The organism is Ralstonia sp. A12, from assembly GCF_000801955.1.
In the GTDB taxonomy this organism is placed as follows: Bacteria; Pseudomonadota; Gammaproteobacteria; order Burkholderiales; family Burkholderiaceae; genus Ralstonia.
The window spans coordinates 206,875-223,247 of record NZ_JSZO01000002.1; the positions used below are offsets into that span (position 1 = coordinate 206,875).

Genomic DNA, 16,373 nt, shown 5'->3' on the forward strand with positions numbered 1-16,373 from the left:
AACGCTGTCTCTCACCCGCACCGCCATGAACGCCAGTACGCCTGCCTCGCTGCTCCAACCCGTGCGCTTCGTGCCCTCGCAGGGCGCGGCGCTTTCACCGCTGTTTGCCCGGCTGCGCAAGGAACTGCGTGGCGATGTGCTGGCCGACCGCGCCAGCCGTGGCCGCTATGCGACCGACGCGTCGATCTATCAGATCATGCCGCTGGGCGTGGTCGTGCCGCGCGATCAGGCCGATCTGCTGCGCGCGCTCGACATTGCGCGTGATCAGAAGATGCCGGTGCTGGCGCGCGGCGCTGGCACGAGCCAGTGCGGCCAGACCGTGGGCGAGGCGCTGGTCATCGACAACAGCAAGTGGCTCAACAAGGTCATCGACTTTGACGCACCGGCGCGCACCGTCACCGTGGAGCCCGGCATCGTGCTGGACCACCTGAACGCGTGGCTCAAGCCGCACGGGCTGTGGTTTCCGGTGGATGTGTCGACGGGTGCGCAATGCACGATTGGCGGTATGACGGGCAACAACTCGTGCGGCTCGCGCTCGATCGAGTACGGCAACATGGTGCACAACGTACTCGCCATCGACGCGGTGCTGGCCGATGGCAGTGAATGCCGTTTCGGTTCACTCGCGCAGCCGGTGGCGGATGCCCGCACGCTCGGCCTGCTGCGTGGGCTGGAGCGCATCGCCCAACGTGAGCGTGACGAAATCATCGAGCGCGTGCCCAAGGTGCTGCGCCGCGTGGCCGGCTACAACATCGACCTGTTCGATTGCCAGAACCCGCGCGCCTATACCGACGACGGCTACGCCAACCTGTCGCACATCCTCGTCGGCTCGGAAGGCACCCTGGCCTATAGCCGACAGATCACGCTCAAGCTGGCGCCGCTGCCTACGCACAAGGTGCTGGGGGTCGTGAACTTCCCGACCTTCTACCAGGCGATGGACATGACGCAACACATCGTCAAGCTCAAGCCCGTGGCGGTGGAGCTGGTCGATCGCACGATGATCGACCTGTCGATGGAGAACCCGGCCTTCCGCCCCGTCATCGAGAAGGCATTGGTGGGCGAACCGCAGGCCATCCTGCTAGTGGAATTTGCCGGCGAGACGCGCGATGCGCTGCTGGCTCAACTCGACCGCTTGACCGAGCTGATGGCCGATCTGGGGCTGCCTGACAGCGTGGTGAAGATGCCCGAAGCCGGTCCGCAAAAGGCACTGTGGGATGTGCGCAAGGCGGGCCTGAACATCATGATGAGCATGAAGGGCGACGGCAAGCCCGTGTCCTTCATTGAAGACTGCGCAGTCCCGCTCGAACATCTGGCCGAGTACACGAGCAAGCTAACGGAGGTGTTCCACAAGCACGAGACCGAGGGCACGTGGTACGCCCACGCCAGCGTCGGCACGCTGCATGTGCGGCCCATTCTCGACATGCGGCGCGACGGCGCCACGCGCATGCGCGAGATTGCGGAAGAGGCTGCCGCGCTGGTGCGCGAGTACAAAGGCGCCTACTCCGGTGAACACGGTGACGGCCTGTGCCGAGGTGAGTGGGTAGCCTGGCAATACGGCCCGCGCATCAACGCCGCCTTTACTGAAATCAAGACGCTGTTCGATCCCGACAACCGTTTCAACCCCGACAAGATCGTCAACCCGCCGCGCATGGATGCGCGCGAGCATTTCCGCTTTGCGCCGGGTTATGCGGCCACGCCGATGCAGCCCGCGTTGGACTGGTCCGCATGGAACGTCAAGCGCGATCCGCTCACGGGGCAGGAGACGGCGCCCGGCACGGGCACGGACCTGTCGCACGGCCTCGCCTCCGCCGTGGAGATGTGCAACAACAACGGGCATTGCCGCAAGTTCGACGCCGGCACCATGTGCCCGAGTTACCGCGTCACGCGTGATGAGCAGCATGTAACGCGCGGCCGAGCCAACACACTGCGTCTGGCGGTGTCTGGTCAACTCGGCCCCGACGGGTTGGCCAGTGAGGATGTGAAGGCTGCGCTGGACCTGTGCGTGTCGTGCAAAGGCTGCAAGCGCGATTGCCCGACCGGTGTCGACATGGCGCGCTTCAAGATCGAGGCGCGTCATGCGTGGAACCGCAAACACGGCACCACGCTGCGCGAGCGCCTGGTGGCTTACCTGCCGCGCTATGCGCCGTGGGCTACGCGCCTGCGCACTGTGTTGGCGCTGGCCGATGGCGTGCCGTTTGTCTCGGGCCGCGTCAAACAGTGGATGGGTCTGGCGCCGCAGCGTTCGCTGCCGCGGTTTGCCAAGCCGTTCCTGTCTGATGCGCGTGCAACGGCGACGCCCGCCGAGTCGGCCACGCGCGAGGTCCTGTTGTTTGTCGATACCTTCAGCAACACGCAGGAGCCCGAGAACGCGCGCGCCGCACAGGCCGTGCTCGAAGCCGCCGGCTACACCGTGCACTTCAACGTGCGCCCTGGCGAGCGCCCGCTCTGCTGCGGCCGCACCTTCCTCGCCGCTGGGCTGGTCGACGAGGCCAAGGCAGAAGCACGCCGCACGCTGGACGCATTGCGCCCGTACCTGGAACGCGGCGTTGCCATCGTCGGGCTGGAACCGTCGTGTCTGCTTTCCATGCGCGATGAGTTCCTGACCTACGGCTACGGCGATGCCGCGCGGCAGTTGGCTGATCACGCCTTCCTGTTCGAAGAGTTTCTGGTGCGCGAGCGCAAAGCTGGCCGGCTGTCGCTGCAACTGAAAGCGTTGGATGTGCCCGAGGCGTTGGTGCACGGCCATTGCCATCAGAAGGCGTTCGACGCGTTCACGCCGGTGCAGACCGTGCTGGGCTGGGTTCCGGGGCTGAAGGTGTCGCCGGTGGAGTCATCGTGCTGCGGTATGGCCGGCAGCTTCGGCTACGAGGCAGAGCACTATGCGGCATCGCAGGCCATGGCAGAGCTGTCGCTGCTGCCGGCGGTGCGCAAACGGGCGGAGGGGACGATTGTCGTGGCAGACGGCACGAGCTGCCGGCACCAGATCAAGGACGGCGCGCAGGCGGAGGCTGTCCATGTAGCCAGGGTGTTGGAACGGGCGTTGATGTAGTCATCCAACGGCCCAACCCGCGCGCCATCTGAGGACAGGCGTTAGCCCCGCCGTGCAGCTTCGATCGCGGCGATGTCGATCTTGCCCATCGTCATCATCGCGTCGAATGCGCGTTTGGCGGCGGCGGGGTCGGGGTCGCAGATCGCCTCACTGAGAACACGGGGGGTGATCTGCCACGAGATGCCCCAGCGGTCTTTGCACCAGCCACAGGCGCTTTCCTCGCCGCCGTTGTTGACGATGGCATTCCACAAGCGGTCGGTTTCGGCCTGGTCGTCCGTTGCGATCTGAAAAGAGAAGGCTTCGTTGTGCTGGAACGCCGGGCCGCCGTTCAGCCCCAGGCAGGGAATGCCTGCCACGGTGAACTCAACGGTCAGCACGTTGCCCTGCTTGCCGGCAGGGTAGTCGCCCGGTGCGCGGTGGATGGCCTGTACCGCGCTGTCGGGGAAGGTCTCGGCATAGAAGTTGGCCGCGTCAACCGCATCGTGGTTGAACCACAGACAGATCGAGTTCTTGCTGGGCATAGGCGTCTCCTGACGCGTCGGGCATGGGCATCCGTCACGAATGGAGCGGCTTCAATCGATCACATCGCCGCGTGCTGCAGGACGGGATGCATGCCGTTGTCGGGACGGCCAATGTCTCACACTCTCGCAGCAGATGCATGTCGGTGCGATCCAGGAGGATGCCGCCGCCATGGTGGGCGGGGTCATCTGCTGCGCTGGGATGACGGCATCACAGACGCCAGTCACCATTCTCCCTACTATGCATTGCCATCGTGCGCTTCAGGGGCGTGGAGCGCACGCGGTCGAACTGTGTTGCAGCAAGAAATCATCGAGAGTATAGTTAGCCAAATGGATAACAATGCAGTTGCGCTAGACGCGATCTTTCATGCGCTTGCAGACCCGACGCGCAGGGCTGTTGTTCATCGGCTGGGTAGCGGGCCCGCAACGGTGAGTGAACTGGCAGAGCCATTCGACATGGCCCTGCCGTCTTTCATGAAGCACGTGCGGGTACTGGAAATGACCGGGTTGGTCCGTTCCAGCAAGAGCGGCCGAATCCGGACGTGCGTGCTTGAACAAGAGAAGCTGGATGCCGCCGAGCGCTGGTTTGCAGACCAGCGCGCGACCTGGGCAAGCCGGTATCGCAACCTGGACAACCTCTTAGAAGAACTGAAAGGAGATGGTGATGAAAGCTGAGCTTCAATTTGATTTCCTCGTCGACAAGGAAAAGAGCAGCATCACAGTGAAGAAGGCGTTCGCGGCAAAGCGCCAACTCGTGTGGGATTGCCACACAAAGCGTGAATTGCTCGATCGCTGGTTTGCACCCAAGCCTCTGACTACCCAGACCAAGCACATGGAGTTCAAGGCAGGGGGCTATTGGCTCTACGCCATGATCACCCCTGAAGGGCAAGCTTTCTGGAGCCGTCTGGACTATCAGTCCATCAACCCGATCGACGGCTACACGGCGTTGGACGGCTTCAGCGACGAAACTGGCGTCGTGAATCCCGACATGCCCAGGGCGCGTTGGGATGTCGCCTTTACCGATATGAGGGACCAGACCCTGGTGACGACCGTGGTTGTGTACAACTCGCCAGAGGATGTGCAAAAGGTGATCGACATGGGGTTGAGGGATGGCATGACCTCCACCCTTGAACGACTCGACGAGCTGCTGCTGACCCTCGGTGCGGAGGCGCAGGCATAAGCCGCACGTTGGCCTCTTCAGGCCAGGAGCAGAAGGGCTTCGTTGATCTTCTGCTCCTGGCTGGAAACGGCGACCGACCTGCGTATCTCAGCTGGCACGACAGAACAGGATCTGCTTGGGCGAGTGCGCCGTGAACGGCGACCCGTCGTAGCCTCCCAAACGCCGCACGACGTCGAATCCGTTGAATCGGCACAGCGCCAGCAGCTCTTCCGGGAAAAAGCAGCGCATGCTCACCTGCTTGGTCCGGATGCACTCGCCGTTACGCAGGTAATCGAGCTCGAATCGCAGGATCTGGCATGCCGCGTCGTAGTGCGAAGTCGCCTCGACGCGAATCTCTCTTCCTTCGGCGTCAACCATCGATTTGTGCAGGTAGCGGGTGTCTGCCGGTCGCGCCAGCTTGCGGATGTCCGGATTGAACACATCCAGGATCAACGTGCCGCCCGGCGCCAGCACACGCTTCACAGCACCCAGAAACGCGTTGACCGAATCCAGGTCGTGCAGATGCTGCATGGCGTTCGTGGCCGAGAAGACCAGCGAGAAGCGCCGCCTTGATTGAATCGCCCGGCAGTCCTGCTCAAGCCAGGTCACATCGAGCCCCTCGGCCCGCGATTTCTGCTGTGCCCGATCCAGCATGGAACGCATGACGTCCAGCCCCGTGATGTCGATGCCGGCCCGCGCGATGGGCAGCGTGATGCGGCCGGTACCGCACGCCACCTCCAGCACAGGGCCATCGGCGCGCATGGCCTGCTCGATGAAGAAGCGGGCGTCGTGCTCGCGGTGAGCGAATTCCTGATCGTAGAAATCGGCGTCTTCGTAGACGGCCATGTCGGCAAGTGGCGTCATGTCAGAGCGATGCATGGTGTTGGTGAGCAAATGTGTCGGACAGGCTGGTCAGGATGCTGCCATTCCAATCCTGCGCGCCGAATGCACTTGCCGGGACGGCCAGCAGGCCGTAGTCGTTCAAGAGTTGCTCCGTACTGAACGGCACCGGAAAGAGGTAGCAACCGGGCGCGCAGTCTGCGGGCGCCATCAGGCGTGCATCAAGAACAGCCTGGGGCAGTCGTTCGACAAGGCGGCGTGCACGCGCCTGAAGTGCGTCGACCACCTGCGCTGGGCAGTCGGCCGCAGTTGACAGGAAGTGGTGCGCGAGCTGCAGCTGCGTCGCAGACGGGGAATCTTCACGGAAATCGGCTTCGAATCCAGCGCAGTCCTCACCCACCAATGCCACGCCGAACGTCTGCGGCGTGAGCCAGCCTTTGGTGGCCGAGTGCAGCAGAATCGCGCGCTCGGTTTGCAGCAGTTTCATCGTCGTGGGATGAAACGGCGCGCCCAGGTCGTAGACGCAATCGATCAGGAGGCGCCGGCCGGGCGCCGCATTGACCCACGCAACCAGCGCGGTGCAGTCTTCGTCGCTCAAGAATCGCCCCAGCGGCTTGAGCGGGTTTGCGATGAGGAGGAATTCGGGGCCGTCGATGGCCTCGTCTATGGGAAAGCTTGGCGTGGGCAGCGTTGGGAACGTGCGCGGCTCAAGGCCCGCCGATTCGGCGAGTGCTTGGTAGACCGGGTAGACATCACTCGGCAGCCACAGGCGGGCACCCTGCGCAGACAGCCTCCTGAAGATCAACTGCAGCGCATGCCGCACTCCGCGGCTGATCAGTGCCCGGCGCGAATGCGCGATGTCAAAGCCATACCGTTGCAGCCACGCCCGTGCGAGATCGCAACGGTGCACGCGCTGCGGTGCCTGCGATGGATCGAGGTGCGGCTGCAGCGTGGCGAGAGCGTCGTACAGGTTCGTTTCTGCGCAATCCACCACGTCGGGCGTTGTGCGCAGGCAGGCTTCGCGCCACAGCTTGAACGCGGCGAAGTTCATGTCGGGGTCCCCAGGGTGAGTTCGCTCGCGCGGTCTTCCAGTGATGCAAAGCAGTGGCCGTCGGCCATGACGTTCCAGCTTCGGGCAATGCCGTGTGAGCGCTCCCAGTACAGGCTTGGCTCGGTATAGGCCGCAATGCGCATCGGTCGGCCCGCCCATTCACCGGCAAAGACGGGCGCGCCCCACGGCAGCCGGTGTGCAACCGAAAAACCCTCGCGTGCAGCGAAGCCGGTCACGAGCGACAGCGGCACTTGGTGATGCCGGCTCCAATCGTTTGCTGCACGATCGAAGTACATCGATTCCGTGCTGGTTGAAACGTAGAGCTCCTTGAAGCAGATTTCTTCAACGCCTTGGTCTGCCGCCCAGGCCAAGTACTGCTCGAGCGTCGCTTCGTCTTCCACCCCGTCGTCCTGCAGAACGCAGATGAACCGCAGGCGCAGATTCGGCCAGAGATGACGATGCTCGCGCCATGTACGGGCGAGCGCTTCAACGGGCGTGTGGAGCTTCATGATGCGTTCGTTGCGCTGCGCATCGAAGTGATGTCGGGAAATGGAGAGCACGCGGAGCCCGGCGTCATGCAGGGCACGCAGATGCGCGATGCGCTCGGCTTCCGGAAGCGTTGCAAATGCATGCCCGTTGGTGATCAGCACCACCTTGCTGAAGCGCGCTGCGCAGCAGGTAATGAGTTTTTCGAGTTGTGCGAAAGGCAGCAGTGTCGGCTCGCCGCCGCCGGTGATCACGGCGCGCTCGGCCCCCTGCGCTGCCGCTTTGTCGAGCCATGCGCCAACAGCGTCCCAGTCGGGTCGATACGGCGCCTGATCAGCAGAGATCGACGCCTTGGAAAAGCAGAACGCGCACTTGGCCTGGCAACCCTGTGCGATGGGCAGGATGGACAGCGTGCGCGGCCGCAGCGCTGCAAACCCTTGAAACTGCTGGCTCGCCAGCCGCAGCGACGCTGCTGTCGTTTCCTCAACCACAGCGCGGCGCATTGCGATGCCGCTGTCGTTCAGCTCCAGGTCATACAGCCCGCTGAGCCTGATGTGCCCGGACTGGATGAACACGCCGCGTCTGGTGGTCGTGTTCTCCTGGATCAGCCTGGGGTCGACTTCGGTCTCCAGCGCAATCAACCGGTTGCCCGGAATCGCCAGCTTCTCAATCAAGCGTGAAGCCTTCTGGTAGCCGATCTCGAGTTCGCTACGCTCCAGCAGATAGAAGCGGTCGGGATAGGTGCTTTCCGGAATGCCGGTTTTCGCATAGCAAAGCGAGTACTTGTCGAATGCCCGTGCAAAGTTGGACAGCACGGTCACGTGATAGAGCTTCTTCTTCTCGATCATGATCGGATCAGGTTCTTGACGCTTCTCTATGTGCCGCGGCGGAACCACGTGTACGGCGGTCCAGGCCGCGGCGGGCACTCTACAGCGTCAGGGTGGCAGCCCCTGACTCAGACTTCGTGCGCCTGGGCGCGGGCACGTACGTCATCCAGCGACATGTCAACCAGCAGCTTGCCGCTGTCGAAGACCGTTTGAAGCGCCTCTTCCCAATCGCCTTCGATGCGCCGGTCGTCCCAAGCGAGCGGAAGTGTTGCGGTCTGGTAGGCGCCGGTTTGACGATTGCGCAGCAAGGTCAGGCGCCCTTGCTTGGAGCGCTTGCCCGCATCCGTGACTGGGTCCTTGCAGACATCGCGCCAGGCGTCGTCTACCTTGACGGCCGAGCACTTCATGGCAAAGCGCTGGGTGTCGCGGTTCAACTGCTGCAGCAGCGCGCCGCCCATGCCGAACACGATGTTGTCTGCCGCGTAACCGGCTGCCTCCAGCGCGGCGAGGATGGCCTCGATGGATTCCGCGTTGACGCCATCGCCCTGGATCACGCGCACATGGTTGAGCACGCGGTATCCCTTGCCGTTGACCACCGAGCCGAACGCTTCGTCGAGCGCACGTACGGTCTGCATCACGATGGTCTTCGGGTCGCCGGAGTCCGGACGAATGACCAGCGTGGCACCGGAGTCGATGACCGCTTGCCGAAGTTCCGAGCCCCACATGCGCAGCGCGGCAAACAGGTCATACGAGTCCGACACCACCGAGACGATGGCCCCCGGCTTGCCGAACTGCTGGAGCATGTTGCGATACGCATCACCTTCCCCATCCCGGCCCCAGGCGGTGATGGTGCTGTGCTCGGCCGCCGGCACCGAGAACGCTGCCATGGGCGCGTTGTAGTAGGCATTGGCTGCCACCACGCCCAGCACGGTGTCCGAGCCCATGAAGCTCACCAGGTGCGCGGCACCGCCAATGGCCGAGGATTCTGCGCTCGACACGCCGCGTGCGCCAAAGTCGTGCACCTTGAACGGCAGCTGCGAGACGTCATCACTGGTGCGCTTCAGGTAGCGGCGCACGAGTTGCCGCAACTGCCAGCTCTGTGTGGCCACGGTCACCGGATACCACACGCGCAGCAGCATTGTCTCGATGTACGAGGTCAACCAAAATGCCTGAGGGTCGTCGCACTCCACCGTGACGAGCACATTGTTCGTCGGCACCACTGCACCCTCGGGCACCGCACGAATGCGCACCGGCAGGTAGCCGCCGTAGGCCTCGACGATGTAGCGCCAGCCGGCTTCATTGAACGGCTCGCCGTGCGCGCTGAAGAAGGCGCGGGCCTCGTCGATCATCGCTGTGGTAATGGGCTGGCTGAGGTATTCCTTGAGCAGCATCTGCAGGCCGAAGAACAGCGTGCTGTCATAGCGGCCGCCGCGCGACTCGATGTAGGAGAACATCGCCGAGGTGCCCGGCGGATACTGCAGATAGTGGGAAGCCTTGTACGAATCTGTGTTGAGGATCGGATTGGACAGGATGGACGACAGACGACGCAGGTCGTTTTGCATGGCTAGAGCTCCTCTATGCCGTTGAATGGCCGCCGGGTCTGTCCCAGCGGATGAATCCGATGTTGGAAGCGTTAGAGCTTGCCGAGAAAGTGGTAAGCGATATCGAAGTGGTCTTCGAACATGACGCTGCGCATGCGCGCGAAATCGTTGAGCGGTACCCAGCGCGCCTTGTCGGCGTCGTCGCCGCCCTTGACGCGCGGCAGCTCACCCACCGGAAAGCTGAACAGGAAGGCGTGGGTGATGGTCCGCCCGCGCAGCGAGCGCTGCGGGTGGTCGAACACCTGCCGGTCCTTCAACGAGCCGCGCAGCACGGGCTCGGGCAGCTTGAGCCCGGTCTCTTCGCGCAACTCGCGAATGCACGCCGTCTCCAGTCGCTCTTCCTGGTTGACGAAGCCGCCCGGCAGCGCCCACAGGCCACGCCCAGGCTCGCTGCGCCTGCGCACCAGCAACAAGTGGCCGGAATGCACGACCACCGCATCCACGGTGACGAAGGTGACCGGATACGGCGCGGCCGACCAGGCTTTCTTGTAAGCGGCAATGAACTCCGCCTCTGCCTTCAGTTGCGCGAAGGCCGGCTGGTTGCGGAAGTCTTCCATCCACTCGAACACCGGCGCGGGCACGGCCCACGACACGAAGCTGTTGCTGCGCTCGGCCAGAAACTGCTCGCGGATCTCGGTAGCGGAAATGTCTTCGGTGCTGTCGACTTCCACCAGTTCCCACTGCGGAAACATGCGGAGGTAGTACGAACTGCTGTCTTTCTCGTGGCCGATGATGCCGATCTTGCGGCCCGTCGTGTCGCCCAGCTCGGCGGCTACGGCGTCCTGCACCCAGCGCACCCAGTCGCCGTCGTTGTAGGTCGAGTCCTGCACCGGCGCGAAACGCACGCGGGCGCGGGACGCTTCGTCCAGCACGGAGGCGATCATCTGCCGGCGCTCGTCAAACGAGAACGGGTCTTTGATGGTGCGGGGTTTGTCGGTCGAACCGATCAGGACGCAAACCGTATCGGCAAGGCCCAATGCCCGGCGCAGTACGTCAAGGTGTCCACGGTGCATCGGCTGGAAACGGCCGATGAAGACAAGCGCATCGAAGCGCTTTGCATTGGTGCTCATGAGGCTCCCTCAAGAGATTGGCGGCGTCGGGTCTGTCCCTCAACCGTGAAATGATGGTACGCGCCGTGCTATAGCGCGTCAAATGAAAATCTCGTAAAAATGCGCGGTGTGCAACGGCATTCGCCCGTTGCCAGACCCTTGAGCCAGGACACGATGCCCTCCCTTACCAACGTCATCCCGAACGAAACCTGGCAACTCGCGCTCGAGTTTGACGGGCAGGAGATTCGCCTGTTCGACGCATCGATCGCCCGGACGGAGAAGGCTTGGCCTGAGCTTGCCTACCCGCACAAGTTCAAGCACCTGACGTTCGACGCGCACCAGGTGAGCTGGCCTGGTGGTCGCGTGCTCGATGCCGCGTATCTCTATGAGAAGTCCGCGCCGATCGAGGGCTGGGCGCTGCAGCGGCAAGTGCTCCGGCTCGGCTACCAGAACCAGGCGCCGACACCGCAACATGCTTCGCATCACGTCTACGGCGTCTGGCTCTGCCCGTTCAGGGATCGCCCGTTCGAGCTGGGGGAATCGATTGGCGGCGGGCATGCCGATACGGGCGGGTCGGCCGGTTTCAACCTGGCCGGGCTGCATGCCTTGCCAGACTGGCAGCATCACTTCGCGCTGTCGGACTGTGCCTGGGCCGTGCCGCTGGTTGAGGCGGCAACCGATGAGCGGGTCTTGCTGAACACGCTGGTCAAGGAAGTCTGTCGCCGAGCAGACACGCCCTAAGCACCGGCAGCGTCCTCATTGAACCTGCGCAATCCGCAGCAGGTTCGTCGTACCTGCCACGGCAAACGGCAACCCGGCAGAAATCACGATCGGCTGGCCCTGCGCGCCAAAGCCTTCGCGCAGCACGGTGCGGCTGGCCAGTTCCGTCATCTCCGGTACGTCGGCCACTTCATGGCAAAGCACAGCGTGTACGCCCCAGGCGAGCGCCAGGCGTCGCGCGGTGGCGAGCTTGGGCGTCATCCCGAGGATCGGTACCTCGGGCCGCTCGCGCGCCATGCGCAGGGCAGAGTAGCCGGAGCTGGTGTACGCCACGGTGGCCGGCACCCCCAGCAGATTGGCGACGTGCCGCACGGCGTAGCCAATCGCATCGGCAGCATCCTGGCGCGGCGCGGTGTGGGATGCCTGGATGGCCTCGTGATAGTGCGAGTCGCCTTCCGTGCGGCAGATGATGCTGCTCATCATGCTCACGGCCTCGACCGGGTACTGGCCGGAAGCCGATTCTGCCGACAACATCACCGCATCAGCGCCGTCGTACACGGCGGTCGCCACGTCCGATGCCTCGGCGCGCGTCGGCACCGGTGCAGTCACCATCGACTCCAGCATCTGCGTGGCGACGATGACGGGTTTACCTGCTCGCCGGCACGCGCGAACGATCCGCTTCTGCAAGGACGGCACCTGCTCGGCAGGCATCTCCACGCCCAGGTCGCCGCGGGCCACCATCACCGCATCCGCCTCTGCGACGATATCTTCCAGGCTGTGGATGGCGGCAGGTTTTTCCAGCTTGGCGACGATGCCAGCGCGGCCCTGGACGATGTGCTTGATCTCGACGATGTCTTCCGGGCGTTGCACGAACGACAGTGCGATCCAATCCACCCCGAGCGTCAGGCCGAATTCAAGATCGCGGCGGTCCTTCTCCGTCAGCGCGGAAAGCGGCAGCACCACACCCGGCACGTTTACGCCCTTGCGATCGGACAGCACGCTGCCGTCGAGCACCGTTGTCTCGGCAAAGTCGCTGCCGCAGCGGTCCACGCGCAGGCGCACGCGTCCGTCGTCGAGCAGCAGTTCCGCACCCGGCTGCAGGGCTGCGAAGATCTCCGGATGCGGCAGGCAAACGCGCTCGGCGGTGCCGGGCTGATCTGCGTTCAGGTCCAGGCGCAGCTTGGCCTGCGGCACGAGCTGAATGCGCCCGCGCTCAAAGGTGCCGATGCGCAGCTTCGGGCCTTGCAGATCGAGCAGCACACCGATGGGGCGGCCGCTGTCGCGCTCCACCGCGCGGATGACATCAAGGCGCCGCTTGTGATCCTCATGCGTGCCGTGGCTGAAATTCAGCCGGAAGACATCGGCACCGGCCTCGAACAGCGCCTGGATGACACTGCGCTCCGTGCTGGAAGGCCCCAGCGTGGCTACGATCTTGGCATTGCGAAGGCGTCGCATGGTTGGCTTCTGGAGGACGTTGGATCAATGGGCCAGGGGCGGGTGCATGGCTTCGGCTTTGTGGATGGGGGCGTGCATGACGGGGGGCTCCGGCTGTGCTTGCGGCGTACCGTCCAGCACGGCCTGCAGGCGCTGCCGATCCACCGCGCCCACCCACCGGGCGATGGCCAGTGTGCCCACCGCATTGCCGATGGTGTTGGTGATGGCGCGCGCTTCCGACATGAAGCGATCAATGCCGAGCAGCAGCACCATGCCTGCCACCGGAATGTTGCCCAGCGAAGCGAGCGTCGCCGCCAGCGTGATGAAGCCCGAGCCTGTCACGCCTGCCGAGCCCTTGGACGTCAGCAGCAACACCCCAAGCACCACGAGTTGATCGGTCAGCGTAAGCGGCGTGTTGGTGGCCTGCGCCACGAAGATGGCAGCCATCGTGTAGTAGATGCACTGGCCGTCCGGATTGAACGTCAGCCCCGAGGGCACCACCAGGCCGACCACCGGCTTCGACACGCCTGCCGCCTCCAGCTTCTGCATGAGCTGCGGAATGACCGACTCCGAGGAGCTCGTGCCCAGCACCGTGAAGATCTCGTCGCGGATGTACTTGAGGAACTTCCACAGGCTGAAGCCCGACACACGCGCCACACTGCCCAGCACGATCACCACGAACAGGATGCAGGTGATGTACATCGTCGCCATCAGCTTGCCCAGCGATACGATCGACCCCAGCCCGTACTTGCCCACCGTAAAGGCCATCGCACCAAACGCTGCCATGGGCGCAAGCCGCATGATCATGCCGACGATGGTGAACACGCCGTGCGTGAACGCATCCAGAAAATCGACCACCGGCTTGGCCCGTGTGCCCAGGCGCGAGAGCGCAATGCCGAACAGCGTGGCAAACACCAGGATCTGCAGGATGTCGTTGCGGGCCAGCGCATCCACGATGCTCGACGGCACCAGGTTCATCAGGAAGTCGACAAACGTCTGGGGTTTGGCGGCCGCGTGCGTGTAGCTGGCGATGGCCTTGGTATCCAGATGTGCCGCGTCGATGTTCATGCCCTGGCCCGGCTGGATCAGGTTGACGACGATCAGCCCGATCGCCAGCGCAAAGGTGGACAGCACCTCGAAGTAGATCAGCGCGCGCACACCCACGCGGCCGAGCTCCTTCATGTTCTCCATGCGCGCGATGCCCAGTGTCACTGTCGCGAAGATGATGGGCGCGAACACCATCTTGATGAGCTTGATGAACACGTCGCCGAGGGGCTTCAGGTCGGCGCCGAGCTTCGGGGCCAGGACCCCGAGCGTGATCCCGGCGGCCACGCCGATCAGGACCTGCACGTACAGCTTGCCAAGCGTCTTGCGAATCATGGCTGTCTCCTTTCGTTTGCTGCTGCGCTCGGCCGCAGGCTCTGTGGCCCGTCTTGAGGTGGAAAGCGCATGAGGGCGGCGGTGTTGGCCCGCCGCCCTGTCTCAGGTGCTACGTGATCACGCGGCCTGCGCGTGTTCTGCGGCCAGGAAGTCGCACACGGCCCGCGTGACCTGCAAGGTGGTCGCATGGCCGCCCAGGTCGCGCGTGTGCAGCGCCGGGTTGGCGGTGACGGCCTCGATGGCTTGCATCACACGCTTGGCGGCTGCCTGCTCGCCCAGGTGCTCCAGCAGCATCACCACCGACCAGAACGTGCCGACCGGGTTGGCCAGCCCCTTGCCCATGATGTCGAAGGCCGAACCGTGGATCGGCTCGAACATGGACGGATAACGGCGCTCCGGATCGATGTTGCCGGTGGGCGCAATGCCCAGGCTGCCGGCCAGCGCAGCAGCCAGGTCGCTCAGGATGTCCGCATGCAGGTTGGTGGCGACGATGGTGTCGAGCGTGGCCGGACGGTTGACCATGCGGGCGGTGGCGGCATCCACCAGCTCCTTGTCCCACTTCACGTCGGGGAATTCCTTGGCGATCTGCACGGCGATCTCGTCCCACATGACCATGGCGTGGCGCTGTGCGTTGGACTTGGTGATGACAGTCAGCAGCTTGCGCGGACGCGACTGCGCGAGCTTGAAGGCAAAGCGCATGATGCGTTCCACGCCGGCACGGGTCATCATCGACACATCGGTGGCGGCTTCGATCGGGTGGCCCTGGTGCACGCGGCCGCCCACGCCGGCGTATTCGCCTTCGGAGTTCTCACGCACGATCACCCAGTCCAGATCGTTCGGGCCGCAGCGCTTGAGCGGTGCATCGATGCCCGGCAGGATGCGCGTCGGGCGCACGTTGGCGTACTGGTCAAAGCCCTGGCAGATCTTCAAGCGCAGGCCCCACAGCGTGATGTGGTCGGGAATCTGCGCATCACCGGCTGAGCCGAACAGGATGGCGTCTTTGTCGCGCAGGGCGTCCAGGCCCTCGGCCGGCATCATCACGCCGTGCTGGCGGTAGTAGTCACCGCCCCAGTCGAAGTTCTCGAACTCGAAACGGAAGCCGGCGCCAGCGGCGGCCAGCGCTTCCATGACTTCACGACCGGCGGGCACGACTTCCTTGCCGATGCCGTCGCCGGGGATGGTTGCAATGCGGTAGGTCTTCATGGGTGTCTCCTCATCGGAATGCGGGTGGGGTGTGCGGCGTGTTGTGTGGCAATGGTCGGTGCTGGACACGGTTTTGGATCACGCCTAAAGTTAATCCATTCTTAACTTCAGGTTGAAAGTGAAGCCATGTCGGTTCCCGGTATCCAACCTGCTGAGCTGGGCTTCTTTGTCGCCCTGGCCACGGCCGGCAGCCTGAGCGCGGCGGCGCGCAATCTCGGCATCACCACGGCGGCGGTCAGCAAGCGCCTGGCGCAGATGGAAGGGCGCATCGGCATGCCGCTGGTCACGCGCACGACCCGGCGCATGAGCCTGACGCCCGAAGGGGAGGTTTTCGTGGAACGCGCCCGGCGCATCCTGGGCGAGATCGATGACCTGGACCAACTGCTGACCCAGGCCAAGGGCCGACCGAGCGGCCTGCTGCGTGTGAACGCCACGCTGGGTTTCGGGCGCATGCACATCGCCCCGGCTATTTCGGAATACGTGAAGGCGTATCCGGAGGTGGATGTGCAGCTACAGCTGACGGCCGATCCGCCGCCGCTGAACGAAGACTTGTTTGACGTGTGCGTGCGCTTTGGCGAGCCACCGGACGCGCGCATCATCGCCAAGAAGGTGGCACCCAACCGCCGGTTGCTGTGTGCCTCGCCCAACTACCTGCGCCAGCATGGGGCGCCGCAGACGCCCGCTGAGCTTGCCCGCCACAACTGCATCGGCATCCGGCAGGGCAGCGACGCCTATGGTGTGTGGCGCCTGAGTTCCGGCAAGGCCCGTAAGTCCGATGGGCGCCGGACGGAAACCGTGCACGTGCGCGGCAACCTCACCACCAACGATGGCGAGATCGCCGTGAACTGGGCGCTGGAAGGGCACGGCATCGTCATGCGCGCGGAATGGGACATCGCGCGCTACCTGCAGAGCGGCCGGCTCGTGCAGGTGTTGCCGCAGTACGCCACGCCCGAGGCCGACATCTATGCGGTGTACCACCAGCGCCATCAGCTGTCTTCGCGCATCCGGCTGTTCGTGGATTTCCTGGTCAGCCGGTTCGACCAGTCACCGCGCTGACAT

General features: G+C 64.2%; 14 protein-coding genes. 5 read left to right on the forward strand and 9 right to left on the reverse strand.

Translation table 11 applies throughout. The features are described 5' to 3' along the window. The first annotated feature begins 25 nt into the window (after positions 1-25). Complete coding sequence (locus PI87_RS05305; RefSeq protein ID WP_039596644.1) at positions 26-3,046, forward strand: FAD-binding and (Fe-S)-binding domain-containing protein; 3,021 nt, start codon at positions 26-28, stop codon at positions 3,044-3,046. A gap of 41 nt (positions 3,047-3,087) precedes the next feature. Here PI87_RS05305 and PI87_RS05310 read toward each other — a convergent pair whose 3' ends face one another. Further along, positions 3,088-3,567 (reverse strand): VOC family protein, encoded by a 480-nt coding sequence (locus tag PI87_RS05310; protein WP_039596645.1) that lies wholly within the window; start codon positions 3,565-3,567, stop codon positions 3,088-3,090. A gap of 327 nt (positions 3,568-3,894) precedes the next feature. Here PI87_RS05310 and PI87_RS05315 point away from each other — a divergent pair, with 327 nt between their 5' ends. Further along, on the forward strand, positions 3,895-4,239 hold the full coding sequence (locus tag PI87_RS05315; protein ID WP_039596874.1) for an ArsR/SmtB family transcription factor: 345 nt from the start codon (positions 3,895-3,897) through the stop codon (positions 4,237-4,239). Beyond that, positions 4,229-4,744, forward strand: a complete 516-nt coding sequence (locus PI87_RS05320) for an SRPBCC family protein (protein ID WP_039596646.1) — start codon at positions 4,229-4,231, stop codon at positions 4,742-4,744. The genes PI87_RS05315 and PI87_RS05320 overlap by 11 nt, the downstream gene beginning before the upstream one ends. 87 nt (positions 4,745-4,831) lie before the next feature. Here the strand turns inward: PI87_RS05320 and PI87_RS05325 are convergent, their stop codons facing one another. The 5 genes from PI87_RS05325 to PI87_RS05345 all read right to left on the reverse strand — a co-directional run bounded on the left by PI87_RS05325 (position 4,832) and on the right by PI87_RS05345 (position 10,598). Beyond that, on the reverse strand, positions 4,832-5,587 hold the full coding sequence (locus tag PI87_RS05325; protein WP_039596647.1) for a class I SAM-dependent methyltransferase: 756 nt from the start codon (positions 5,585-5,587) through the stop codon (positions 4,832-4,834). 1 nt (position 5,588) lies between these two features. Further along, a complete protein-coding gene (locus PI87_RS05330) occupies positions 5,589-6,614 on the reverse strand; it encodes an aminotransferase class I/II-fold pyridoxal phosphate-dependent enzyme (protein ID WP_039596648.1) in 1,026 nt (341 codons plus the stop codon). Then, complete coding sequence (locus PI87_RS05335; protein ID WP_039596649.1) at positions 6,611-7,948, reverse strand: radical SAM protein; 1,338 nt, start codon at positions 7,946-7,948, stop codon at positions 6,611-6,613. Before PI87_RS05335 ends, PI87_RS05330 begins: the two co-directional genes overlap by 4 nt. Positions 7,949-8,055: 107 nt before the next feature. Beyond that, positions 8,056-9,489, reverse strand: coding sequence for a nicotinate phosphoribosyltransferase (locus tag PI87_RS05340; protein WP_039596650.1), 1,434 nt, complete (start codon positions 9,487-9,489; stop codon positions 8,056-8,058). 71 nt (positions 9,490-9,560) lie between these two features. Further along, a complete protein-coding gene (locus tag PI87_RS05345; protein ID WP_039596651.1) occupies positions 9,561-10,598 on the reverse strand; it encodes a bifunctional nicotinamide-nucleotide adenylyltransferase/Nudix hydroxylase in 1,038 nt (345 codons plus the stop codon). Positions 10,599-10,751: 153 nt separating this feature from the next. Between PI87_RS05345 and PI87_RS28005 the strand changes: the two genes are divergently transcribed. Continuing rightward, positions 10,752-11,318, forward strand: coding sequence for a hypothetical protein (locus PI87_RS28005; protein ID WP_052321407.1), 567 nt, complete (start codon positions 10,752-10,754; stop codon positions 11,316-11,318). Positions 11,319-11,333: 15 nt separating this feature from the next. Here PI87_RS28005 and pyk read toward each other — a convergent pair whose 3' ends face one another. From pyk to PI87_RS05365, 3 genes are all read right to left on the reverse strand, one after another. Further along, positions 11,334-12,752: a pyruvate kinase gene (gene pyk, locus PI87_RS05355; protein WP_039596652.1), complete on the reverse strand. Its 1,419-nt coding sequence runs from the start codon at positions 12,750-12,752 to the stop codon at positions 11,334-11,336. A gap of 24 nt (positions 12,753-12,776) precedes the next feature. Beyond that, entirely contained in the window at positions 12,777-14,111 is a 1,335-nt protein-coding gene (locus PI87_RS05360; protein ID WP_039596653.1) for a dicarboxylate/amino acid:cation symporter, read from the reverse strand. 117 nt (positions 14,112-14,228) lie between these two features. After that, positions 14,229-15,314 carry a tartrate dehydrogenase gene (locus tag PI87_RS05365; protein WP_039596654.1) on the reverse strand — a complete coding sequence of 362 codons (1,086 nt, stop codon included), beginning with the start codon at positions 15,312-15,314 and terminating at the stop codon, positions 14,229-14,231. Between the two features lie 126 nt (positions 15,315-15,440). Here PI87_RS05365 and PI87_RS05370 point away from each other — a divergent pair, with 126 nt between their 5' ends. Next, positions 15,441-16,370, forward strand: a complete 930-nt coding sequence (locus tag PI87_RS05370) for a LysR family transcriptional regulator (RefSeq protein ID WP_039596655.1) — start codon at positions 15,441-15,443, stop codon at positions 16,368-16,370. Positions 16,371-16,373 lie beyond the last annotated feature (3 nt).